Raw genomic sequence first — 21,114 nt, 5'->3', positions numbered from 1 at the left:
CTCATACCTCGGCGTTGTGATAGATGTTCTGCACATCATCCAGATCGTTGAGCATGTCGATGAAACGCTCGAACATCGGCATATCCTCCTCGCTGATCTGTGTCGAGGTCTGCGGCAGGAACTGGATTTCATCCACCTCGAACTCGATCTCACCCAGTGCTTCGGTCAGCGCCTGACGCGCCTTGGCGTACTCGGTGTTGGGCGTGAATACGGTAATCAGGCCGTTCTCGTTCTCGATATCGGTCACTTCCACATCCGCTTCCATCAGGGCTTCCAGAATGGCTTCCTCATCGTCGCCCTTGAACGCCAGGATCGCGCAGTGATCGAACATGTGGCTGACGCTGCCCGGCGTGCCCATCTTGCACTTGGTCTTGGTGAAGCAATGACGGACATCGGCAATGGTGCGGTTGGGATTGTCGGTGAGGCAGTCGACGATGACGATGCAGTTGCCCGGTCCGAAGCCCTCGTAGCGCGCTACGGCGAAATCCTCACCGCCACCGCCCTTGGCCTTGTCGATGGCCTTGTCGATCACATGGGCCGGCACCTGGTCCTTCTTCGCCCGTTCGATCAGCCCGCGCAGCGCCAGGTTGCCGCTGGGGTCGACGCCGCCGGACTTGGCGCATACGTAGATCTCGCGAGCGTACTTGCTGTAGACCTTGGTTTTGGCGTCGGCCGTTTTGGCCATGGATTCTTTGCGGTTTTGATAAGCGCGTCCCATCGTACGGTCCCGTTCAAATTCAGAAAATGCCGATTTTACGCCAGTTGCCCGCCAGGGTGTCCGTTTTTTGCATCGCGCCACCGCCCTGGGCCAAACGATAAGCTGAACTCTCCGATAAGCGACCCGGTCTGAACTGATACATCTTGTTACGGGATACGATCAGCCATGGCGTGCTTGTTTCGTGTATTCACAGCGGTGCCCCTCACCGGCCTGCTGCTGATACTCCTGTTATCGGGTTGCGAGCAGTGGCCAGCCGACCCCCGCGACTCGCTGGCCAGCATCCATGAGCGCGGTACGCTGCGGGTCGGCGTGGTCGAGCATGTGCCCTGGGTCATCCTCACCGATCCTGCCGCTCCTGGAGGGCTGGAAGGCCAACTGGTAACCGAGTTCGCCGAGCAACTGGGAGTGGATGTCGACTGGTACCGGGATGGCGTGGAACAGCAGATCGAGGCGCTGAAGAACTTCGAGCTGGACCTGCTGATCGGGGGGTTTACCGCAGCCAACCCCTGGCAGGCTGAGGTGGCGCAGACCTTCGTCTACTTCAGCGAGCCCAGCCAACCCGGCGCACGGGCTGATCACGTCATGCTCAGCGCCCCCGGCGAGAATGCGCTGCTGATGGAGCTGGAGCGTTTTCTGTTCACCCGGCAGGACCCGCAGCGGTATCTGCCCCATCTGCATGAGTCCCGGCAGCCATGAGGGTGCGCAAGAGCTATCAGTTGCCTGACGACAAGGAGCGGCTGTTGCGCAAGGCCGTTCGCCTGGAATGGATCTCCATGTTCTTTACCCTGACCATAGTAACGGCCATGTACTTGACCATGGGCTCGTCCCAGGTGATGAAGATGGCCTTGCTCGAAGACCTGCTGGCGCTGGTGCCACCGGCGGTGTTCTTGCTGGCGATGCGCGTGCGCCGGCGAGCCCCGGACGAGCAACACCCCTACGGTTACAGCCGCGTGATATTGCTGGCATTTCTCGCCGCTGCCGTCGCCATCCTGCTGTTCGGTCTGTTCATGCTGATCGATTCGACCAGCGCGCTATTCCGGCGCCAACACCCGAGCATCGGCCATTTCCAGTTGTTCGACTGGCAATATCCGGTCTGGGCCGGCTGGATCATGATCCTCGCCTTGCTGTACGCGATCATCCCGCCGGTCATCCTCGGCCATATGAAAATGCCACTGGCCAAGGCGCTGCATGAAAGCACCCTGTATGCCGATGCCAACATGAACAAGGCCGACTGGATGACCTCGACAGCGGCGATTGTCGGTGTGCTCGGTATCGGCATGGGCCTGTGGTGGGCCGACTCGGCGGCAGCGGCGATCATTGCCCTGGATGTGCTGAAGGACGGTGCCACCCATGTCCGCAAGGCGATGCTCGAGCTGATGGATCAACGGCCTACACAGGTCACCAGCAACCAGCCCCTGGGGCTGGAGCAGACCATCATCACCGCCCTGCTGCGCGAGCAGGACATCATCGATGTCGAAACCCGTCTGCGCGAGGAAGGGCACGTCATTGGCGGCGAGATCTTCGTGGTGTTCACACCCGGGCAGACCGAGGTGGCACATCGCACCCAGGAGATCATCCGCCTGGCTACCGAGCTGGATTGGCGATTGTACGATCTGATCGTCATGCCAGTGGAAAAAATCCAACGTTGACACAGGAGCCCCCCGGTATGTGGAAACCCACCCCGTCCCGCCTGCAATCCCCCTCCACCAGTTCGACCTTCTGGTGGTGCCGCCCCTTTGCCGCTCCTCCGTCGCCCATGGCGCCGGTCAGTCGGCGCCAACCGTTGCCAGCCTGGCGAAAGAAGGCGCTGCTGTAGAGTAGAGCCAGGCGGCATCACCGGCGTGCTACCATTGCGCGCCGGTGATGCCGCTGCGTCACTGCCCTATTTACCCGACCGCTGACGCAGGCCCCTGATCCCCGTGCACTCCTCCACCCATAGCTTCGATGTCATTGTTCTCGGTGCCGGCGCCTCCGGCCTGATGTGTGCCGCCACCGCCGCGCAGCGGGGTCGGCGGGTACTGGTGCTGGAGAAGGCCAACAAGCCCGGCAAGAAGATTCTGATGTCCGGCGGCGGGCGCTGCAATTTCACCAACTACCTGGTGGAGGCGGACAACTTCATCTCCGCCAACCCGCACTTCTGCAAGGCTGCGCTCAAGCGCTATACCCAGTGGGATTTCATCGAGCTGGTCGAGCGCCATGCCATCGAATACGAGCAGCGCAAACACAGCCAGCTGTTCTGTCAGCACTCGGCGCGGGACATTCTCAATATGCTGCTGGACGAATGCGCCCAGGCCGGTGTGGAAATCCGCACCCATTGCGAGGTCACCGAGGTCCTGGCCCTGGACTCGCAGCACCTGCGCTATCGCGTGCTCGGCCGCCAGGGCCAGCAACCGCTGCGGCTCGATTGCCAGTCACTGGTGATCGCCAGCGGCGCGCTGTCGATCCCGACCCTGGGCGGCAGCGGTATCGGCTACGAGATTGCCGAGCAGTTCGGCCTGGCAGTGACGCCGCGCCGCGCTGGACTGGTGCCCTTCATGTTCAGCGACAGCCTCAAGGCGGTATGCGAACGGCTATCCGGCCTGGCGCTGGAAGTGCAGGCCAGCTGCAATGGGCAGAGTTTCACCGAGAACATGCTGTTTACCCACCGCGGCATCAGCGGGCCGGCGATCCTGCAGATCTCCAGCTACTGGCAGCCCGGCGACGTGCTGGGCATCGACCTGCTGCCGGGCCTGGATGCCTTGCAGTGGCTGCGTGAAGCCAAGCAGCAACAGGGCAAGCAGCTGCTGAAAACCCTGCTGGCGCAACAGCTCGGGCGCGCCCTGGTCGGTGAGCTGCAGCAGCTGTGGTGGCCGGAAGCCGCACACAAACCGCTGGCCGAGTTCACCGACCGGCAGCTGCAGACCATTGCCAGCCAGCTCAACCACTGGCAACTCAAGCCCTCGGCCACCGAGGGTTATCGCACCGCGGAGGTGACCCTGGGTGGCGTGGATACCGACGCCATCAGCTCCAAGACCATGGAGGCGAGGAGCTGTCCGGGGCTGTACTTCATTGGCGAGGTGGTGGATGTCAGCGGCCAGTTGGGCGGTTTCAATTTCCAGTGGGCCTGGTCGTCGGGCTACAGCGCCGGTCTGGCGGTCTGACGACCGCGCCACAGCGCCAGCAGGATCAGTCCGCCAAGAGTCCCATACAGCAGATTCAGAAACAGCTGCGGATGCCGGCTGTAGAAACTGCCCCCGGCATCCACGTCGAAGGGTACCCGCACCAGCAGCTCGGCACGGTTGAACGCGGCGCTGCTACCCAGTACCCGGCCATTGGGGGCAGTCACTACCGAGGGGCCGTTATTGATCAGATGGGCCATTGGCAGACGGTTCTCCACTCCGCGCAGGATCGACATGTTGCGGTGCTGGAAGGGTTGCGAGGTCTCGCCGAACCAGTTGTCCTGGGATAGGAACAGCAGCATCTTGCCGGCACCATCGGTATTCACCGCGGCGGCAACGAACTGCGGAAACGCCGCCTCGTAGCACACCTTGGGTAGCACCCGCATACCGTCCAGCTCGAACACCACATGTTCCTCTCCGGCCCCCAGGGGACGCAGGAACTCACCGAATACCCGATCGCTCAGGCTCTTGACCAGCGGCCAGGACCAGGGCGGCGGCAGATACTCGCCAAATGGCATGCGCAGCATCTTGCGGTATCTGGCGGCCAGCTCGCCCTGCCCATCGAGCAGCGCCACGGTGTTGAAGCTGACCCGCTGGGCATCCACCCATTGACGCTCCACATCATGAAGTATCAGCGGTACGCCATAACGCACCAGCTCCTGCGCATAGCGGGCGCGCACGCTGAAATGGTCGAAGTAGCCCTTGTAACGCGCCTCCGGCCAGGCCACCCACTGGGCACCAGCGGCGATCAGGCGCTGGGTGGCCTCCATCTCCTGGGGGTACTCCCGGCTGAAGCCAGCGGCTGGCTCGGGAATCCCCAGGGTGATGGCATCGTCGGGCTGCACCAGGCCGATGTGCCGCGCCTCCCATTGCTGCATGCGCAGATCCCAGCCCTGCAGGGTGATCAGGCCATACCCCAGCCAGCCGAACAACAGGCCCCAGGCCGCCCAGTTGGCCATCAGGAAACCTCGGTCCCGCTGCTCCGGGGAGCGTGTCAGCAGCCGGAAGATCAGCACGCTGAACAGCAGCATCATGGCATCCAGCCCTGGAGCACCGGTCAGATCGATAGCCTGCAAGGCCGGCAGGAAATTGACCTGCCCGTCAGCGAAGTGGGTCTTGAACAGCATCGGATACAGCGCCATGACCGCCACCACTGCAAGCGGAAAGACCAGCAACTCCCAGCCACCCAGTCGGCATACCAGCCAGCGGTACAGCATGCAGCCAAGGCCGATGACCAGGCCCAGGTAACACCAGAACAGCACTGCCAGCAACAGGCTCAAGGCCGGACTGAGCTGCTTGAGGTTGACGATGAAATCCGCCAGCCAGTAGCTGCCGCCGGCAAAGCATAGAACCCCGGCGAACCAGCCGAGCAGCAGGGCCATCAGCGGGCGAGTACCGCGCAATGCGCAGAGCAACGGCACCCAGGCGAACCAGCCGACCCAGTACAAACTGCCGTTGAGCCAGGGCACACACAGCAGGAAGCCACTGAGCCCGGCCAGCAGCAGGCGCGTCATCAACTGGAGGCGATTGCCCGCCAGCCGGTGAGCGGGCCCCTCCACGGCAAACAGGCGAAAAAATGTCCGGGACATGGCATGTGTGTATGGGTCAGTGGGCGTGCTCCTATCCTAGGAGCTTCAGCCCCCGGTGCAATACCCTTTCCGTGTGAGGTCTGTCACATCCAGAGATAAAGTCGCTATGCTTGGCCCTGGTTTGTACCTGGTTTGTAAAGGAAAACGCTCATGCCCCACTGGTTGACCGGCACGCTCACCTGCCTGCTGATCCTGCTCAATACCCTGGTCGGCATCGGCCCCATGCTGATTCTCGGCATTCTCAAGGTACTGATTCCCCATACCGGCTTCCGGCGCTGGAGCTCCCGCTGGGTGATGTGGATTGCCGAGACCTGGGCCGAGATCAACAAGGCGATCTTCCGGCTGATGATCCCGACCGTCTGGGATATCCGCTGTGATACGACCTTGCGGGGCGATCATTCCTATCTGGTGGTCAGCAACCATCAGTCCTGGGTGGATATTCCGGCGCTGGTCCAGGCCTTCAACCGCAAGACGCCCTATTTCAAGTTCTTCCTGAAGAAAGAGCTGATCTGGGTGCCCTTCCTCGGACTGGCCTTCTGGGCACTGGACTATCCCTTCATGAAGCGCTACAGCAAGGCGCACCTGGCCCGCCATCCCGAGGATCGCGGCAAGGATCTGACGATCACCCGCCGCGCCTGCGAGAAGTTCAGGGACCTGCCGGTAACCGTGGTGAACTTCCTCGAGGGCACCCGCTTCACCCCGCAGAAGCAGCAGGCCCAGGCCTCGCCGTACCGCCATCTGCTGCGCCCCAAGTCCGGCGGTATCGCCTTCGTCACCGCCGCACTGGGTGAGCAGATGCGCTCATTGCTGGACGTCACCATCGTCTATCCGCAAAGCCAGCCGCCGGGCTTCTGGGCGCTGGTCAGTGGCCGGGTGTCACGGGTGGTGGTGGATATCCGCTCATGCACGCTACCGGTCGAATTGTTCAGCGGCAACTACAGCGAGGACCCGGTATTTCGTGAACATTTCCAGGGCTGGGTGAACCGGCTATGGTCGGAAAAGGATGAGCGGATCGAGCAATTGCGGGCCGAACTCGATCACCGGCCATTGGGCAACTGACCAGCCGAAACCACCGTGGTTGCAGCCCGGCCCTGTGCACTGTACATCGCCCCGGCGCCTGTCAGATAGCCAGCATATGGCCTTGTGCCGGACCGAATAAAAACGGGAACCATTACTGCCAAACCGCCTCAAAGCCCATTGTCGGGACTGGGGCAAGCCTGCCTACGTCATGTCACTAGGGTCTGTTGCCGCTTCATTCGCCACCGCGCCGGTGTCTTTTTTTGCGCGAGGCAAGGAGCGAGATGCGAAGTTTGGTGGGCCAAATAAGCATCGAGCAACGCAGCATCGCGCAAAAAAAGGCCCGGCCCTACGGGTTGCGCGTCAAATCTCGCCATGCGTCGTTGTGGGACTTGGCAAGGGAGTACCATTCCCTGCGTCCCACGCCTAGCCTGGCGAGATTTGACGCTGCAACGCGGCGGTGAATGAAGCGGCAACAGACCCTAGGTTGCACCGAACCAATCGATCATGGAATGGCAGTAGCAATTATGAGCAATTCAAGACAAAGCTGGGGCTGGGCCTACCGCAAGGTACGCAGTTATCACGTCTCGCCGCTGAAGGCCTGTTACCGGGCAACGCGCTTCTGGCTGTTTGGCGATACCGGGTCGTTCACCTCCCATGGCGGGTTCCGCAAATCGCGGATCAGGAGCTGACGCCGCCCTTGCCGTACTGATGGTTCGGCAAGGCATCTGTTACACTGTGGCGCCTTCCATTCGCAGGTCGCCGCCGTGAGCACACACCCTTTCTCCTCCCTCCCCCTGCCCTCCTCGCTGCTGTCCAGCATCGAACAACTGGGTTATCAGCACATGACGCCGGTACAGGCTGCGGCGCTGCCGGTGATTCTGGCGGGGCAGGACCTGATTGCGCGCTCACGTACCGGCAGCGGCAAGACCGCCGCCTTCGGCATCGGCCTGCTGGCACCGCTCAATCCGGCATTCTTCGGCTGCCAGGCGCTGGTGCTGAGTCCGACCCGGGAGCTGGCCGGACAGACCGCAACGGCCCTGCGGGCACTGGCCCGCAACACCCCGAATATCAAGATCATCACCCTGTGCGGCGGCACCCCCTTCGGTCCGCAGGCAGCGTCGCTGGAACAGGGTGCGCATATCATCGTCGGCACCCCGGGACGGGTCAGGGATCACCTGCAGCGCGGCACCCTGGCGCTGGACAGGCTCAACTGCCTGGTACTGGATGAGGCCGACCGCATGCTCGACATGGGGTTCATCGACAGCATCAGCGAGATCATCGAGGCCACCCCCGAGCGGCGCCAGACCCTGCTGTTCTCCGCCACCTACCCAGCGGGCATCGAGACCCTGGCCGGTCGCTTCATGCGCGAACCGCAGCAGGTGGCGATAGAGGAAGCCGAGGTGCTCAATCCGATCGCCCAGCGTTTCTATGAAGTCAGTGCCGATGACCGCCTGCAGGCGGTGCTGCGCCTGCTCGCCGCCGAGCGCCCGCAGCCGTGCATGGTGTTCTGTCATACCCGTCAGCAGTGCCAGCAGCTGCAGCAGCTGCTGGCCAGCAATCGTGTCAGCGCCCTGGCACTGCATGGTGATATGGAGCAACGCGAGCGTGACCAGGTGCTGGCACTGTTCGCCAACCAGAGCTGCAGCGTACTGGTGGCCACCGATGTCGCCGCGCGCGGTATCGATATCGAAGGTGTGGCGGCGGTGATCAATGCCGAGCTGTCACCCGATCCGGCGGTGCATACCCACCGTATCGGCCGCAGCGGGCGCGCCGGGCAGCCTGGCCTGGCGCTGAGTCTGGTCGCCCCCGCCGAGCAGGGCCGCGCACGCAGTATCGAACAGCGGCTCGGCGAGCCACTGGCCTGGCATTCGCTGGATAAGCTGCCCGAGCGGCTGGACCCGCCATTGCTGGCGCCCATGCGCACCCTGGCGGTGTCCGGTGGGCGCAAGGACAAGGTACGGCCGGGCGATCTGCTCGGTGCGCTGACCGGCGAGGCGGGCTTGCCGGCCGATGCCATTGGCAAGATCAGCATCAGTGACTTCCAGGCGCTGGTGGCGGTGCGTTGGGAGTTGGCCAATACCGCACTGGAGCGGCTGGAGGAAGGCAAGATCAAGGGGCGCCGGTTCAAGGTGCGGCTGTTGTAGTTCCCAGTCGAGGTGTAGCGCGCCCGCGCTACGCCGGGGTTGGATGGGTTGCGGCGAGGCAGCAGGCGTAGCGCCGGCGCGCTACACCCCATGGCCCACGCTCCCTGCCCTGTAGGAGCCCCGCCCCGGGGCGATCGCGGATGCCCCGACAAACCCTTGCTCAGCCCAGCACGCGCAGCCCACGCTTGGCTCTGGGACGGCTCAGATGGCCAAACAGCCAGCTGCCGATGGCCACCGCGACCAGCATGGCCACCCACTGCCAGGTTTGGTCCGGGGCGCTGATCGCCGGCAAGGTCATATAGGCCCCTGCCACTTTGAATACTGCCCAGATGCCGCCGGCACCCGCCAGGGCGAACAGCAACCAGCGCCAGGGCCGGAAGATACGCGACAGCGCCTCGGCTATCGGCAGGGTAATCAGCAGCGACACCGCCACCATGGCGGCAAATGTACCCACTAGGCCAGGCAGGACCTGCCAGGTGGCAGCCAGTCGGCCGGGCATGTCCACCGGCGGCTCCGCCAGCGCAGCCAGGTTGATCTGGGCCAGCACCAGGCTGCCGAGAATGGTCGCCACCAGGACGGCCAACAGATAGAACGCGATTACTCGCAGTATCGTAACCAGTGACATTCCCTTATTCCTTGTCAGGGCAGATCCGGCAGATTGCGCAGGGACTGCTCGTACGCCGCAATATCGAAGGGCGTATCCTGCTCCAGCATCACGCCAATATGGTAGGCAAGCACCTGGGCCATCAGGTCCAGGCTGTCGGCACGCTCATACCCCACCAGAGTGAGTTTGTTCAGCGTAGCCTGGGCCGCCGCCGGGGAGCCGTCGGCCAGTTGATTCTCCACCGCTTCCAGCAGCTTTTCGTGGGTGAACAGCTCATCGGCGTCGTTATCGGTCTCGGACATGTCTGTGTCTCGTTAGTGTTTCATCAAGCAACTGCTCATACCCTGCAGCCACGGGCTGAACCGCTGACCGGGATGGAACCCGGCCTTCCTCAGCTTGCGCTTCCCCGGAGTGTCGAGTTCCAGCTCGACACCATGCTGACCAGATGCCGCGCTGGTCGAGATGGAACTCGACCTTCCATCAGGCCGAGGCCCTGTGGATCAGTTGACCTTGGCCGCCAGCTCGCCACTGGCGTAACGCTGGTACATGCCTTCCAGCGAGATCGGCTTGATCTTCGAGGCATTGCCGGCGGTGCCGAAGGCTTCGTAACGGGCGATACAGATATCGCGCATGGCCTCGACGGTCTTGGCGAAGAATTTGCGCGGGTCGAACTCGCTCGGCTGCTCGGCCATCATCCGCCGAATGGCACCGGTGGAGGCCAGTCGCAGGTCGGTATCGATATTGACCTTGCGCACGCCGTGCTTGATGCCCTCGACGATTTCCTCGACCGGCACGCCGTAGGTTTCCTTGATGTCACCACCGTACTCGTTGATGATCGCCAGCCACTCCTGCGGCACCGAGCTGGAGCCGTGCATCACCAGGTGGGTGTTGGGAATGCGCTTGTGGATTTCCTTGATGCGCTCGATCGACAGCACATCACCGGTCGGCGGCTTGGTGAACTTGTAGGCGCCGTGGCTGGTGCCGATAGCGATGGCCAGTGCATCGACCTGGGTTTCCTTGACGAACTGCGCGGCCTCTTCCGGATCGGTCAGCAGTTGGCTGTGATCCAGTACACCTTCGGCGCCAACGCCGTCTTCTTCACCGGCCATGCCGGTCTCCAGGCTGCCCAGGCAACCCAGCTCACCTTCCACCGACACACCACAGGCGTGGGCGAAGGATACGGTCTGGCGGGTGACCTGCACGTTGTAGTCATAGTCAGCCGGCGTCTTGCCATCTTCCTTCAGCGAGCCATCCATCATCACCGAGGAAAAGCCCAACTGGATGGAGCGCTGGCATACATCCGGGCTGGTGCCATGGTCCTGGTGCATGCACACCGGAATGTGCGGGAATTCCTCGATCGCAGCCAGGATCAGGTGGCGCAGGAAGGGTGCGCCGGCGTATTTGCGGGCACCGGCGGAGGCCTGCACGATCACCGGCGAGTCGGTCTTGTCAGCCGCTTCCATGATGGCCCGCATCTGTTCCAGATTGTTGACGTTGAAGGCCGGGACACCGTAGCCGTACTCGGCGGCGTGGTCCAGCATCTGACGCATGCTGATCAAAGCCATGATTCTGTTCTCCGATAATCAAAGTTCGTAACACTGTGGTGTAGCCTGCCGCAGCGGGCGGCAGGCTGCAAGTTCCCGGCAATGCCGGGGTGCAAAGGTTAAATCCCGGTTCAGCCGCGCTGCTGCAGAATCTCGACCGCAGGCAGTACCTTGCCCTCGACGAACTCGAGGAAGGCGCCGCCGCCGGTGGAAATATAGGAAATACGCTCGGCCACGCCATACTTGTCGATCGCTGCCAGGGTGTCGCCACCGCCGGCAATCGAGAATGCCGGGCTGTCGGCAATCGCCAGCGCCAAGGCCTTGGTGCCTTCGCCGAACTGGTCGAACTCGAATACGCCCACCGGACCGTTCCACAGGATGGTGCCGGCGGATTTCAGCAACTCGGCGAACTGCGCGGCGGTCTGCGGGCCGATATCCAGGATCATGTCGTCCTCGGCCACATCCGCGACCAGCTTGACGGTGGCCTCGGCATCCTCGGCAAACGCCTTGGCCACTACCACGTCAACCGGCAGCGGTACGCTGACACGCTCGGCAATCGCCCGGGCGGTCTCGACCAGGTCGGCCTCGTACAGCGACTTGCCCACCGGCAGACCGGCCGCGGCGAGGAAGGTGTTGGCGATACCGCCGCCGACAATCAACTGGTCGCACTTTTCCGCCAGCGCGTTGAGCACATCCAGCTTGGTCGAGACCTTGGAGCCGGCAACGATGGCTGCCATCGGCTTGGCCGGCTTGTCCAGCGCCTTGCTCAGCGCCTCCAGCTCGGCGGCCAGCAGCGGGCCGGCACAGGCGGTCCTGGCGAACCTGGCGACGCCATGGGTCGAGCCCTGGGCGCGGTGGGCGGTACCGAAGGCGTCCATCACGAACACATCGCACAGCGCGGCGTACTGTTTGGCCAGCTCATCGGTGTTCTTCTTCTCGCCCGGATTGAAGCGCACGTTCTCCAGCAATACCACCTCGCCCGGCTGCACTTCGACGCCGTTCAGGTAATCGCGCACCAGCGGCACCGCACGCCCCAATGCCTTGCTCAGGTAATCGGCCACCGGGGCCAGGCTGTCCTGCTCGCTGAACACGCCTTCCTCGGGACGCCCGAGGTGCGAGCAGATCATGACCGCGGCGCCCTTTTCCAGCGCCAGGCGGATGGTTGGCAGGGAGGCGACGATACGCGCGTCACTGCTGACCTGGCCGTTCTTGACCGGCACGTTCAGGTCTTCACGGATCAGGACCCGCAGGCCCTTGAGATCCAGCTCACTCATGGTCAGTACGGACATGTATGGCTCCTTGTCGAATGCGTTGAATAGGTTGAGCGATGATTCGGAGCGGAGTGCTATTTGCCGGCATCCAGCTGCTGCAGCCAGTACTGCGCCACGTCCAGCATGCGGTTGGCAAAGCCCCACTCGTTATCGAACCATACCAGCAGGTTGACCAGTCGCGGGCCGGACACTCGGGTCAGGCTGCCGTCGACGATCGCCGAATGCGGGTCATGGTTGAAGTCACAACTGGCATGCTGCAACTCGGTGTAGTCCAGCAGGCCGAAATACTCAGTCTCTGACGCCTTTTTCAGCAGGCGGTTCACTTCCTCGGCACTGGTATCGCGCGATGTCAGCAGAGTGATGTCCAGCGCCGATACGTTGACCGTCGGCACGCGCATGGCCTTGGCCTGCACCCGCCCCGCCAGTTCCGGCAGCAGGCGTTCGATACCGCGGGCCAGGCCGGTGGAGACCGGGATCACCGACTGGAACGCCGAGCGGGTGCGGCGCAGGTCGGTATGGTGATAGGCATCGATCACCGGCTGGTCGTTCATCGCCGAGTGGATGGTGGTGATGGACACCTGCTCCAGGCCCAGCTGGCGATTGAGCAGGTCCAGCACCGGCACACTGGCATTGGTGGTGCAGGAGGCGTTGGACACCAGTCGTGCGCTGGGGTCCAGGGTGTGCTGATTGATGCCGTAGACCAGGGTGGTATCCACCGCCTCGGCGTTGGCCATCGGCTGGGAGAACAATACCCGCGGCGCGCCGGCCTGCACGAAGCGTTCGGCATCGGCACGGCTGGTGTACTGGCCGGAACACTCCAATAGCAGATCGATATCCAGCGCCGCCCAGTCGATATCCTCGGGCTGCGGCGCGCACAGTACCTTCACGCAATGGCCGTTGATATGCAGGCAATCCCCGTCGACCCGCACCTCGCCGGGGAAGCGGCCGTGGGTCGAGTCGAAGCGGGTCAGGTATTCGACGCTGGCCTGATCGGCCAGATCGTTCAGCGCGATGATCTGCATGGCGTCGCCGCCACGCTCGTGCAAGGCGCGCAGCACGCAGCGCCCGATACGGCCGTAGCCATTCAGGGCGATGCGATAGGGGCGCCGGTTCGAGGGCATGCTGATGGTCAGTCTTCCAGCAGTTCGTCAGCCACCTGCAGCAGATTGTCGAGGGTGAAGCCGAACTCCTCGAACAATGCCGGTGCCGGGGCCGATTCACCATAGCTGTGCATGCCGATGATACGACCATCCAGACCCACGTACTTGTACCAGTAGTCGGCATGTGCCGCTTCGATGGCGATCCGTGCACCGACTTCCAGCGGCAGCACCGCCTGGCGGTATTCGGCATCCTGCTGGTCGAACACGCTGGTGCAGGGCATGGAGACCACGCGCACCTGGCGGCCCTGTTCGGTGAGCTTGTCCCAGGCCTGTACCGCCAGGCCGACTTCCGAACCGGTGGCGATCAGGATCAGCTCCGGCTCACCTTCGCAGCCCTTGAGGATATAACCACCGCGGGCGATGGCCGCTTCGGTCTCGTTGTCGCGGATATGGCACGGCAGGTTCTGCCGGGAGAAGATCAGCGCGCTGGGGCCATCCTTGCGCTGCACCGCATGCTTCCAGGCCACCGCTGACTCGACGGTGTCCGCCGGACGCCAGGTGTCCAGGTTGGGGGTGGTGCGCAGGCTGGTCAGTTGCTCGACCGGCTGGTGGGTCGGGCCGTCCTCGCCCAGGCCGATGGAGTCATGGGTGAACACATAGATCACCCGCTGACGCATCAGCGCCGACATGCGCACCGCGTTACGCGCGTACTCCATGAACATCAGGAAGGTCGCGCCGTAGGGGATCAGGCCGCCGTGCAGGGCCACGCCGTTCATGATCGCGGCCATGCCGAATTCACGCACACCGTAGTACATGTAGTTGCCCGAGGCATCTTCCTGCACCACTGGCTTGCAGCCATCCCACAGGGTCAGGTTGGAGCCGGCCAGGTCAGCCGAGCCGCCCAGCAGTTCCGGCAGCATCGGGCCGAAGGCGTTCAGGCAGTTCTGGCTGGCCTTGCGGCTGGCGATGTTCTCGCCCTTCTCGGCCACCTGACGGATATAGGCCGAGGCCTTCTCGTCGAAGTCAGCCGGCAGCTCGCCAGCCATGCGCCGGGTGAACTCGGCAGCCAGCTCGGGGAATGCCGCCTGATAGGCAGCGAAACGCTCGTTCCAGGCCTGCTCGGCCTTGCTGCCCGCGTCCTTGGCATCCCATTCGGCGTAGATATCAGCGGGAATCTCGAACGGGCCGTGGTTCCAGCCCAGCGCTTCGCGGGTGAGGGCGATTTCCGCATCACCCAGGGCCGCACCGTGGGAAGACTCCTTGCCCTGCTTGTTCGGCGAGCCGAAGCCGATGATGGTCTTGCAGCAGATCAGCGTCGGCTTGTCGCTCTTGCGTGCGGTCTCGATCGCGGTCTTGATCTCGTCGGCATCATGGCCATCGACGTTGCGGATGACCTGCCAGCCGTAGGACTCGAAGCGGCGCGGGGTGTCGTCGGTGAACCAGCCGTGCACTTCACCATCGATGGAGATGCCGTTGTCATCATAGAAAGCGGTCAGCTTGCTCAGACCCAGGGTACCGGCCAGCGAGCAGACTTCATGGGAAATACCTTCCATCATGCAGCCGTCACCGAGGAACACATAGGTGTCGTGATCGACGATGTCGTGCCCCGGGCGGTTGAACTGGGCCGCCATGATCTTTTCCGCCAGGGCAAAACCCACGGCGTTGGCGATGCCCTGCCCCAGCGGGCCAGTGGTGGTTTCCACGCCAGCGGTGTAGCCGTATTCCGGGTGGCCCGGGGTCTTGCTGTGCAACTGACGGAAGTTCTTCAGGTCATCGATCGACAGGTCATAGCCGCTCAGGTGCAGCAGCGAGTAGATCAGCATCGAGCCATGGCCGTTGGACAGCACGAAGCGGTCACGGTCGGCCCATTGCGGGTTGGTCGGATTGTGCTTGAGGAAATCCCGCCAGAGCACCTCGGCGATATCCGCCATACCCATTGGCGCACCCGGATGACCACTGTTGGCTTTCTGCACGGCATCCATGCTCAGGGCACGTATGGCATTGGCTCGGTCACGACGACTGGGCATGAACTACTCCTGTGATTTGACAAGCAAGACAGAGGGCGAACCGGGTCAGGACCGGCCGGCCGGAAAATAAAGGTCGGCATTTTCGCCCAAACTGGGGCAACGGGCAATGAAAACCCCGGCGGCGTTGCACAAAGGCGGTGGTTACGTGACGAATGGGCTCGCCACTACGCCTATATCAAAAGTTTTTGATATAGATATTGCGATTACCCGGACGCTTCACTACACTTCTCGACCATGAGCGATCCGGCAACCATTGCAGCCCCTGATGATTCCACCGAGCAGCTTGCGACCTTCTGCAAGGCGGCGGGCGACCAACTGCGACTGGACATCCTCCGGGTGCTGCGTACCGACTCCTTCGGCGTACTGGAGCTGGCGCAGATTTTCGCTATCCGCCAGTCAGGCATGAGCCACCACCTCAAGGTGCTGGCCAATGCTGGCCTGGTCTGCACCCGGCGCGAGGGCAATTCGATCTTTTACCGGCGCAGCCTGCCGGATGCGGCCAGCCACTGGCGCCATCTGCATGAGCAGCTGTTGAGCGATCTGGACGCCCTGCCCCTGGATGCGCCGCTGAACCGGGCGATCGCCGCTGTGCACAGCCAGCGCGGGGAGGTGTCCCGGCAGTTCTTCGCCCGCTTTGCCGATGGCACGCCGGCGCAGCAGGACCTGATTGCGCACTTTGGCCTGTATCGCGAGCCGCTGCTGGACCTGATCGACAGCCTGGCCCTGCCGGCCAATGCACTGGCGATCGAGGTAGGCCCTGGCGAGGGCGGTTTTCTGCCGGACCTGGCGCGCCGCTTCCAGCGGGTGCTGGCACTGGACAACGCACCGGCTATGCTGGAACGGGCGCAACAGCAATGTGCCGAGGCGGGCCTGGACAATGTCGACTGCCTGCTGGCCGATGCCCTGCAACCGCTGGAGCTGCCCGCCGCCGACTGCCTGGTGTGCAATATGGTGCTGCACCACATGCCGGCACCGGCCGAAGCGCTGCAACGCTTCGCCGACCGGCTCAAACCCGGCGGCAGCCTGGTGTTGACCGAGCTGTGCAGTCACGATCAGAGCTGGGTCAGGGATACCTGCGGTGATCTCTGGCTGGGCTTCGACCAGGACGACCTGGTGCGCTGGGCCAACAATGCGGGATTGCACGCTGGCGGCAGCCTGTACATGGGGCTGCGCAACGGTTTTCAGATTCAGCTTCAACAATTTGCCAAGGGCCAGCGGTGACAGCTCGCCGCGACACCCTAACCCGATCAATCAAAGGGCTATGACTATGAGCGAATACTCGATTTTCACCTCCGAATCGGTCTCGGAAGGCCATCCGGACAAGCTGGCCGACCAGATCTCCGACGCGGTACTGGATGCCATTCTCGCCGAGGACAAGTTTGCCCGCGTGGCCTGTGAAACCATGGTGAAGACCGGGGTCGCCATCGTCGGCGGCGAAATCACCACCAGCGCCTGGGTCGATCTGGAAGACCTGGTGCGCGGCGTGATCAAGGATATCGGCTACACCTCGTCGAATGTCGGCTACGACGCCGATACCTGCGGCGTGATCAACATCATCGGCAAGCAGTCGCCCGATATCGCCCAGGGCGTCGATCGGCAGAAGCCGGAAGACCAGGGCGCCGGCGACCAGGGCCTGATGTTCGGCTACGCCAGCAACGAGACCGACGTACTCATGCCCGCGCCAATCACCTTCGCCCACCGGCTGGTCGAGCGTCAGGCCGAGGTGCGCAAGAACGGCACACTCAGCTGGCTGCGCCCGGACGCCAAGTCCCAGGTTACCTGCCGCTATGACAACGGCCGCGTGGTCGGTATCGATGCCATCGTGCTGTCCACCCAGCACAACCCGGAGATCGAGCAGGCCGATCTGCGCGAAGCGGTGATGGAAACCATCATCAAGCAGGTGATCCCCGCCGAACTGCTGCATGCCGACACCCAGTACCACATCAACCCGACCGGCAAGTTCGTCATCGGCGGCCCAGTGGGTGACTGTGGCCTGACCGGGCGCAAGATCATCGTCGACACCTACGGCGGCATGGCCCGGCATGGCGGCGGCGCCTTCTCCGGCAAGGACCCGTCCAAGGTCGACCGCAGCGCCGCCTATGCCGGCCGCTACGTGGCCAAGAACATCGTCGCCGCCGGCCTGGCCGAGCGTTGCGAGATCCAGGTGTCCTACGCCATCGGCGTGGCGCAACCGACCTCGGTGTCGATCAATACCTTCGGCACCGGCAAGATCAGTGATGAGCAGATCATCAGGCTGGTACGCGAACACTTCGACCTGCGGCCCTACGCTATCACCCGCATGCTCGACCTGCTGCACCCGATGTACCGCGCCACCGCAGCCTACGGCCACTTCGGGCGCAACCCTTATGAAATGACGGTCAAGGGCGAGACCTTCACCGCCTTCCCATGGGAGAAGACCGACCGGGCCGAGGCGCTGCGCGCAGACGCGGGAGTGTAACCAGCCCGGAACAGGAGGCTGCACTCCTCCTTCGTCATTGCGAGGGACGCAGGCTTGCCTACCTCGCAACGTCATTGCGAGGAGCGCAGCGACGCGGCAATCCACAGGCTCGGAGCAGTTGGCCAGCTCTGGATTGCCACGCCCCAGGGGGCTCGCAATGACGAGCAAGGGACACAGGCTTGCCTACCCCGCAACGTCATTGCGAGGAACGCAGTGACGGTATGGCGGTAGGCTCGCAGTGACAGACAGGAGAGGCGCAGTGCGGGCAGGGGTAACTAGCGCCGGAACCCCTCATGGCAGCTGCGGCAGCCCTGCTGTACCGCCGCCATGGGTTCGGCTACCTGCTCGGGCGTCTCGACGCCCTGGCGGGTGACCGCAACCAGGTCAGCCACGCTGCTGCGGTACTGATCGATAGCCTGCTGCCAGCCAGCGGGGTCGGTCCAGACTTGCGGCAAGGCAGCATTGCGCTGCTTCGAGTCGCCCGGCTCAGGAAAGTACTGCCACGGCGCCTCGACCAGTTCGGCCAGGCCCTCGGCATGGGCGGCGAAGGATTCGCCATCGAACGGCAGACGGTCGCCCAGCATGCCGCCCATCGGCTCGCTGTGGTGCAGGAACTGCTTGAACACGGCCTGACGCTTGCCTTCGGGCGAGTCGGGGTCGGCAGGGCCGCCGCAGCCGACCAGGGTCAGCGCGAGGGTCGCGAGCAACAGAATTCGGGGGTATGGAACGGACAACAGGTTTCCTCCCTGGCTGAAAATGAAAAGGGCGTATCTTACCCGCCCGCCAGCTTACATCCATTTGGAGAGAGTTATGAGCGCAGTCATGCAAGCAGATTTTACCGACTACAAGGTCGCCGACATCAGCCTGGCCGATTATGGTCGTCGCGAGATCATCATCGCCGAGTCCGAAATGCCGGCACTGATGGCCATGCGTCGCAAGTACGCCAGCGAGCAGCCACTCAAGGGGGCACGCATCCTCGGCTGTATCCACATGACCATCCAGACCGCGGTGCTGATCGAGACCCTGGTCGAGCTGGGCGCAGAAGTACGCTGGTCCTCGTGCAATATCTTCTCCACCCAGGATCATGCCGCCGCCGCCATCGCCGCTGCGGGTGTTCCGGTGTTCGCCTGGAAGGGTGAAACCGAGGAGGAGTACGAATGGTGCATCGAGCAGACCATCCTCAAGGATGGCCAGCCGTGGAATGCCAACATGGTGCTGGATGACGGCGGCGACCTGACCCAGATCCTGCACGAGAAATTCCCCCAGGTGCTGGACGCCGTGCACGGCGTCACCGAGGAAACCACCACCGGTGTACACCGTCTGCTCGACATGTTGAAGAAAGGCACCCTCAAGGTGCCGGCGATCAACGTCAACGACTCGGTGACCAAGAGCAAGAACGACAACAAGTACGGCTGCCGCCACAGCCTCAATGACGCCATCAAGCGCGCCACCGACCACCTGCTGTCCGGCAAGAAGGCACTGGTCATCGGTTACGGTGACGTGGGCAAGGGCTCATCCCAGTCCCTGCGTCAGGAAGGCATGATCGTACGCGTCGCCGAAGCCGATCCGATCTGTGCCATGCAGGCGTGCATGGATGGTTTCGAGGTGGTATCGCCCTATATCGATGGCGTCAACGACGGCACTGAAAGCTCCATCAACCGCGAACTGCTGGGCAATACCGACCTGATCGTCACCACCACCGGCAACGTCAACGTGTGTGATGCCAACATGCTCAAGGCGCTGAAGAAGCGCGCGGTGGTGTGCAACATCGGCCACTTCGACAACGAGATCGACACCGCCTACACCCGCCAGAACTGGCACTGGGAAGAGGTCAAGCCACAGGTGCACAAGATCCACCGCACCGGCAAGGACAACTTCGATCCAGCCAACGATGACTACCTGATCCTGCTGGCCGAGGGCCGCCTGGTCAACCTGGGCAACGCCACTGGCCACCCCAGCCGCATCATGGATGGCTCCTTCGCCAACCAGGTGCTGGCGCAGATCCACCTGTTCAAACAGGGCTATGCCAACCTGGATGCCACCGCCAAGGCCGAACTGCTGCGCGTGGAAGTGCTGCCCAAGGAACTGGACGAGGAAGTGGCGCTGGAAATGGTCAAGGGCTTCGGTGGCGTGATTACCCGCCTGACCCAGGACCAGGCCGATTACATTGGCGTACCGGTCAACGGCCCGTTCAAGCCGGATACCTACCGCTACTGAGGCGAACAGGTCATTGCGACCCAGCCATCGTGCAGGCACCGAGTTGCCTGCACGATGGATTGCCAGGCCCTACGGGCTCGCAATGACGGAGAGCCAGGGTCAACCACCTGCTACTCCAACGTCATTGCGAGCCGCTACGCGGCGAAGCAATCCATAGGCACTGATATTGGCTCCCCTGCGGAGCTCGCAAGACAATAGGAGACTGCCCCAACGACCGGGCAGGTAAAGAAATGACAAAACAGATAAACGTCCCCGTCAGCTTCGAGTTCTTCCCGACCAAGACCGAAGCCGGCCACGAGAAACTGATCGCTGCGGCCCATGTACTGGCCGAGCAGCAACCCGAGTTCTTCTCGGTGACCTATGGCGCCGGTGGTTCCACCCGCGACCGCACCATGAATACCGTGCTGCAGCTGGATCAGCAGGTGAAGATTCCCACCGCCCCGCACCTGTCCTGCGTCGGCGACAGCAAGGATGACCTGCGCCAACTGCTCAACCAGTATCAGGAGTCCGGCATCCGCCGCATCGTCGCCCTGCGTGGTGACCTGCCCTCGGGTATGGGCCGGGCCTCCGGCGAGCTGCGCTATGCCAATGAGCTGGTCGAGTTCATCCGCGAGGAAACCGGAAGCCACTTCACCATCGAAGTGGCCGCCTACCCCGAAGCACACCCGCAGGCGCGCAACTTCGAGGACGACCTGAAGAACTTCGTGCGCAAGGCCAACGCCGGTGCCGACAGTGCCATCACCCAGTACTTCTTCAATGCCGACTGCTACTTCCACTTCGTCGACCGGGTGCGCAAGGCCGGTGTGGAGCTGCCGATCGTGCCGGGCATCATGCCGATCACCAATTACAGCAGCCTGTCGCGCTTCTCCGACGCCTGCGGCGCGGAGATCCCGCGCTGGATCCGCAAGCAGCTGGAGTCCTACGGTGATGACACCCGCAGCATCGCTGCGTTCGGCACCGAGGTCATCAGCGACATGTGCCAGCGTCTGCTCGCCGGCGGCGCGCCGAGCCTGCACTTCTACACGCTGAACCAGGCCGAACCGAGCCTGGCGATTCTGCGCAACCTGTAACGTGACGATGACGGAATGTAGCGCGCCTGCGATGTGGTCGACAACAGACACGCTGCCGGCGAGCGGGCGCTCGCCAACCCCAGGATGAACTCGGCCGCGGTGGAGTGTAGCACACCTGAGACTGTGAAAGTATTTCCATTGCTCGGTAGGCTGGAGGCTGTTTTCCCTCTCACCGGTATGAAGCATGAGCCAAC

19 protein-coding genes are annotated in these 21,114 nt (G+C 63.1%); 10 read left to right on the top strand and 9 right to left on the bottom strand.

Annotation, left to right across the window (positions count from 1 at the left end):
* Position 1 precedes the first annotated feature (1 nt).
* Positions 2 to 718: a YebC/PmpR family DNA-binding transcriptional regulator gene (locus CQ007_RS00095; RefSeq protein WP_105642890.1), complete on the bottom strand. Its 717-nt coding sequence runs from the start codon at positions 716 to 718 to the stop codon at positions 2 to 4.
* Between the two features lie 165 nt (positions 719 to 883).
* Here CQ007_RS00095 and CQ007_RS00090 point away from each other — a divergent pair, with 165 nt between their 5' ends.
* The 3 genes from CQ007_RS00090 to CQ007_RS00080 all read left to right on the top strand — a co-directional run bounded on the left by CQ007_RS00090 (position 884) and on the right by CQ007_RS00080 (position 3,858).
* A complete protein-coding gene (locus tag CQ007_RS00090) occupies positions 884 to 1,414 on the top strand; it encodes a transporter substrate-binding domain-containing protein (RefSeq protein WP_105642889.1) in 531 nt (176 codons plus the stop codon).
* Positions 1,411 to 2,367, top strand: a complete 957-nt coding sequence (locus CQ007_RS00085; protein WP_105642888.1) for a cation transporter — start codon at positions 1,411 to 1,413, stop codon at positions 2,365 to 2,367. The genes CQ007_RS00090 and CQ007_RS00085 overlap by 4 nt, the downstream gene beginning before the upstream one ends.
* A 270-nt stretch (positions 2,368 to 2,637) precedes the next feature.
* Positions 2,638 to 3,858, top strand: a complete 1,221-nt coding sequence (locus CQ007_RS00080) for an NAD(P)/FAD-dependent oxidoreductase (protein ID WP_105642887.1) — start codon at positions 2,638 to 2,640, stop codon at positions 3,856 to 3,858.
* Here CQ007_RS00080 and lnt read toward each other — a convergent pair.
* Positions 3,834 to 5,465 (bottom strand): apolipoprotein N-acyltransferase, encoded by a 1,632-nt coding sequence (gene lnt / locus CQ007_RS00075; RefSeq protein WP_105642886.1) that lies wholly within the window; start codon positions 5,463 to 5,465, stop codon positions 3,834 to 3,836. The two genes, CQ007_RS00080 and lnt, sit on opposite strands and share 25 nt — an antisense overlap.
* 150 nt (positions 5,466 to 5,615) lie before the next feature.
* Here lnt and CQ007_RS00070 point away from each other — a divergent pair, with 150 nt between their 5' ends.
* From CQ007_RS00070 to dbpA, 3 genes are all read left to right on the top strand, one after another.
* Positions 5,616 to 6,524 carry an acyltransferase gene (locus CQ007_RS00070; RefSeq protein WP_105642885.1) on the top strand — a complete coding sequence of 303 codons (909 nt, stop codon included), beginning with the start codon at positions 5,616 to 5,618 and terminating at the stop codon, positions 6,522 to 6,524.
* A gap of 485 nt (positions 6,525 to 7,009) precedes the next feature.
* Complete coding sequence (locus CQ007_RS18985) at positions 7,010 to 7,174, top strand: hypothetical protein (RefSeq protein WP_177424227.1); 165 nt, start codon at positions 7,010 to 7,012, stop codon at positions 7,172 to 7,174.
* A gap of 75 nt (positions 7,175 to 7,249) precedes the next feature.
* The gene (dbpA, locus tag CQ007_RS00060) at positions 7,250 to 8,629 is read left to right on the top strand and encodes an ATP-dependent RNA helicase DbpA (protein WP_105642883.1); all 1,380 of its coding nucleotides are present in this window, start codon (positions 7,250 to 7,252) and stop codon (positions 8,627 to 8,629) included.
* Positions 8,630 to 8,789: 160 nt separating this feature from the next.
* On the opposite strand, the gene CQ007_RS00055 is transcribed toward dbpA, so the two are convergent.
* From CQ007_RS00055 to tkt, 6 genes are all read right to left on the bottom strand, one after another.
* Complete coding sequence (locus CQ007_RS00055; protein WP_105642882.1) at positions 8,790 to 9,254, bottom strand: hypothetical protein; 465 nt, start codon at positions 9,252 to 9,254, stop codon at positions 8,790 to 8,792.
* 14 nt (positions 9,255 to 9,268) lie between these two features.
* Positions 9,269 to 9,535: a hypothetical protein gene (locus CQ007_RS00050; protein ID WP_105642881.1), complete on the bottom strand. Its 267-nt coding sequence runs from the start codon at positions 9,533 to 9,535 to the stop codon at positions 9,269 to 9,271.
* A 198-nt stretch (positions 9,536 to 9,733) separates the two neighbouring features.
* Positions 9,734 to 10,798, bottom strand: coding sequence for a class II fructose-bisphosphate aldolase (fba, locus tag CQ007_RS00045; protein WP_105642880.1), 1,065 nt, complete (start codon positions 10,796 to 10,798; stop codon positions 9,734 to 9,736).
* Between the two features lie 110 nt (positions 10,799 to 10,908).
* Positions 10,909 to 12,066: a phosphoglycerate kinase gene (locus tag CQ007_RS00040; RefSeq protein WP_105642879.1), complete on the bottom strand. Its 1,158-nt coding sequence runs from the start codon at positions 12,064 to 12,066 to the stop codon at positions 10,909 to 10,911.
* Positions 12,067 to 12,122: 56 nt separating this feature from the next.
* A complete protein-coding gene (gene epd, locus CQ007_RS00035; protein ID WP_105642878.1) occupies positions 12,123 to 13,169 on the bottom strand; it encodes an erythrose-4-phosphate dehydrogenase in 1,047 nt (348 codons plus the stop codon).
* Between the two features lie 8 nt (positions 13,170 to 13,177).
* Positions 13,178 to 15,175, bottom strand: a complete 1,998-nt coding sequence (tkt, locus tag CQ007_RS00030) for a transketolase (RefSeq protein ID WP_105642877.1) — start codon at positions 15,173 to 15,175, stop codon at positions 13,178 to 13,180.
* A gap of 234 nt (positions 15,176 to 15,409) precedes the next feature.
* Between tkt and CQ007_RS00025 the strand changes: the two genes are divergently transcribed.
* Positions 15,410 to 16,396 carry a metalloregulator ArsR/SmtB family transcription factor gene (locus CQ007_RS00025; RefSeq protein WP_105642876.1) on the top strand — a complete coding sequence of 329 codons (987 nt, stop codon included), beginning with the start codon at positions 15,410 to 15,412 and terminating at the stop codon, positions 16,394 to 16,396.
* A gap of 46 nt (positions 16,397 to 16,442) precedes the next feature.
* Entirely contained in the window at positions 16,443 to 17,633 is a 1,191-nt protein-coding gene (metK, locus tag CQ007_RS00020; RefSeq protein WP_105642875.1) for a methionine adenosyltransferase, read from the top strand.
* A 275-nt stretch (positions 17,634 to 17,908) separates the two neighbouring features.
* On the opposite strand, the gene CQ007_RS00015 is transcribed toward metK, so the two are convergent.
* Positions 17,909 to 18,367: a cytochrome c gene (locus tag CQ007_RS00015; protein WP_146114519.1), complete on the bottom strand. Its 459-nt coding sequence runs from the start codon at positions 18,365 to 18,367 to the stop codon at positions 17,909 to 17,911.
* Between the two features lie 76 nt (positions 18,368 to 18,443).
* Between CQ007_RS00015 and ahcY the strand changes: the two genes are divergently transcribed.
* Together ahcY and metF are read left to right on the top strand one after the other, a co-directional pair.
* Positions 18,444 to 19,850, top strand: a complete 1,407-nt coding sequence (ahcY, locus tag CQ007_RS00010; RefSeq protein WP_105642873.1) for an adenosylhomocysteinase — start codon at positions 18,444 to 18,446, stop codon at positions 19,848 to 19,850.
* 230 nt (positions 19,851 to 20,080) lie between these two features.
* Positions 20,081 to 20,920, top strand: a complete 840-nt coding sequence (gene metF / locus CQ007_RS00005; protein WP_105642872.1) for a methylenetetrahydrofolate reductase [NAD(P)H] — start codon at positions 20,081 to 20,083, stop codon at positions 20,918 to 20,920.
* The last annotated feature ends 194 nt before the right edge of the window (positions 20,921 to 21,114 follow it).

The organism is Pseudomonas sp. MYb185 (genome assembly GCF_002979975.1).
Taxonomy (GTDB): Bacteria; Pseudomonadota; Gammaproteobacteria; order Pseudomonadales; family Pseudomonadaceae; genus Halopseudomonas.
This window is presented reverse-complemented; position numbering and strand designations above follow the sequence as displayed.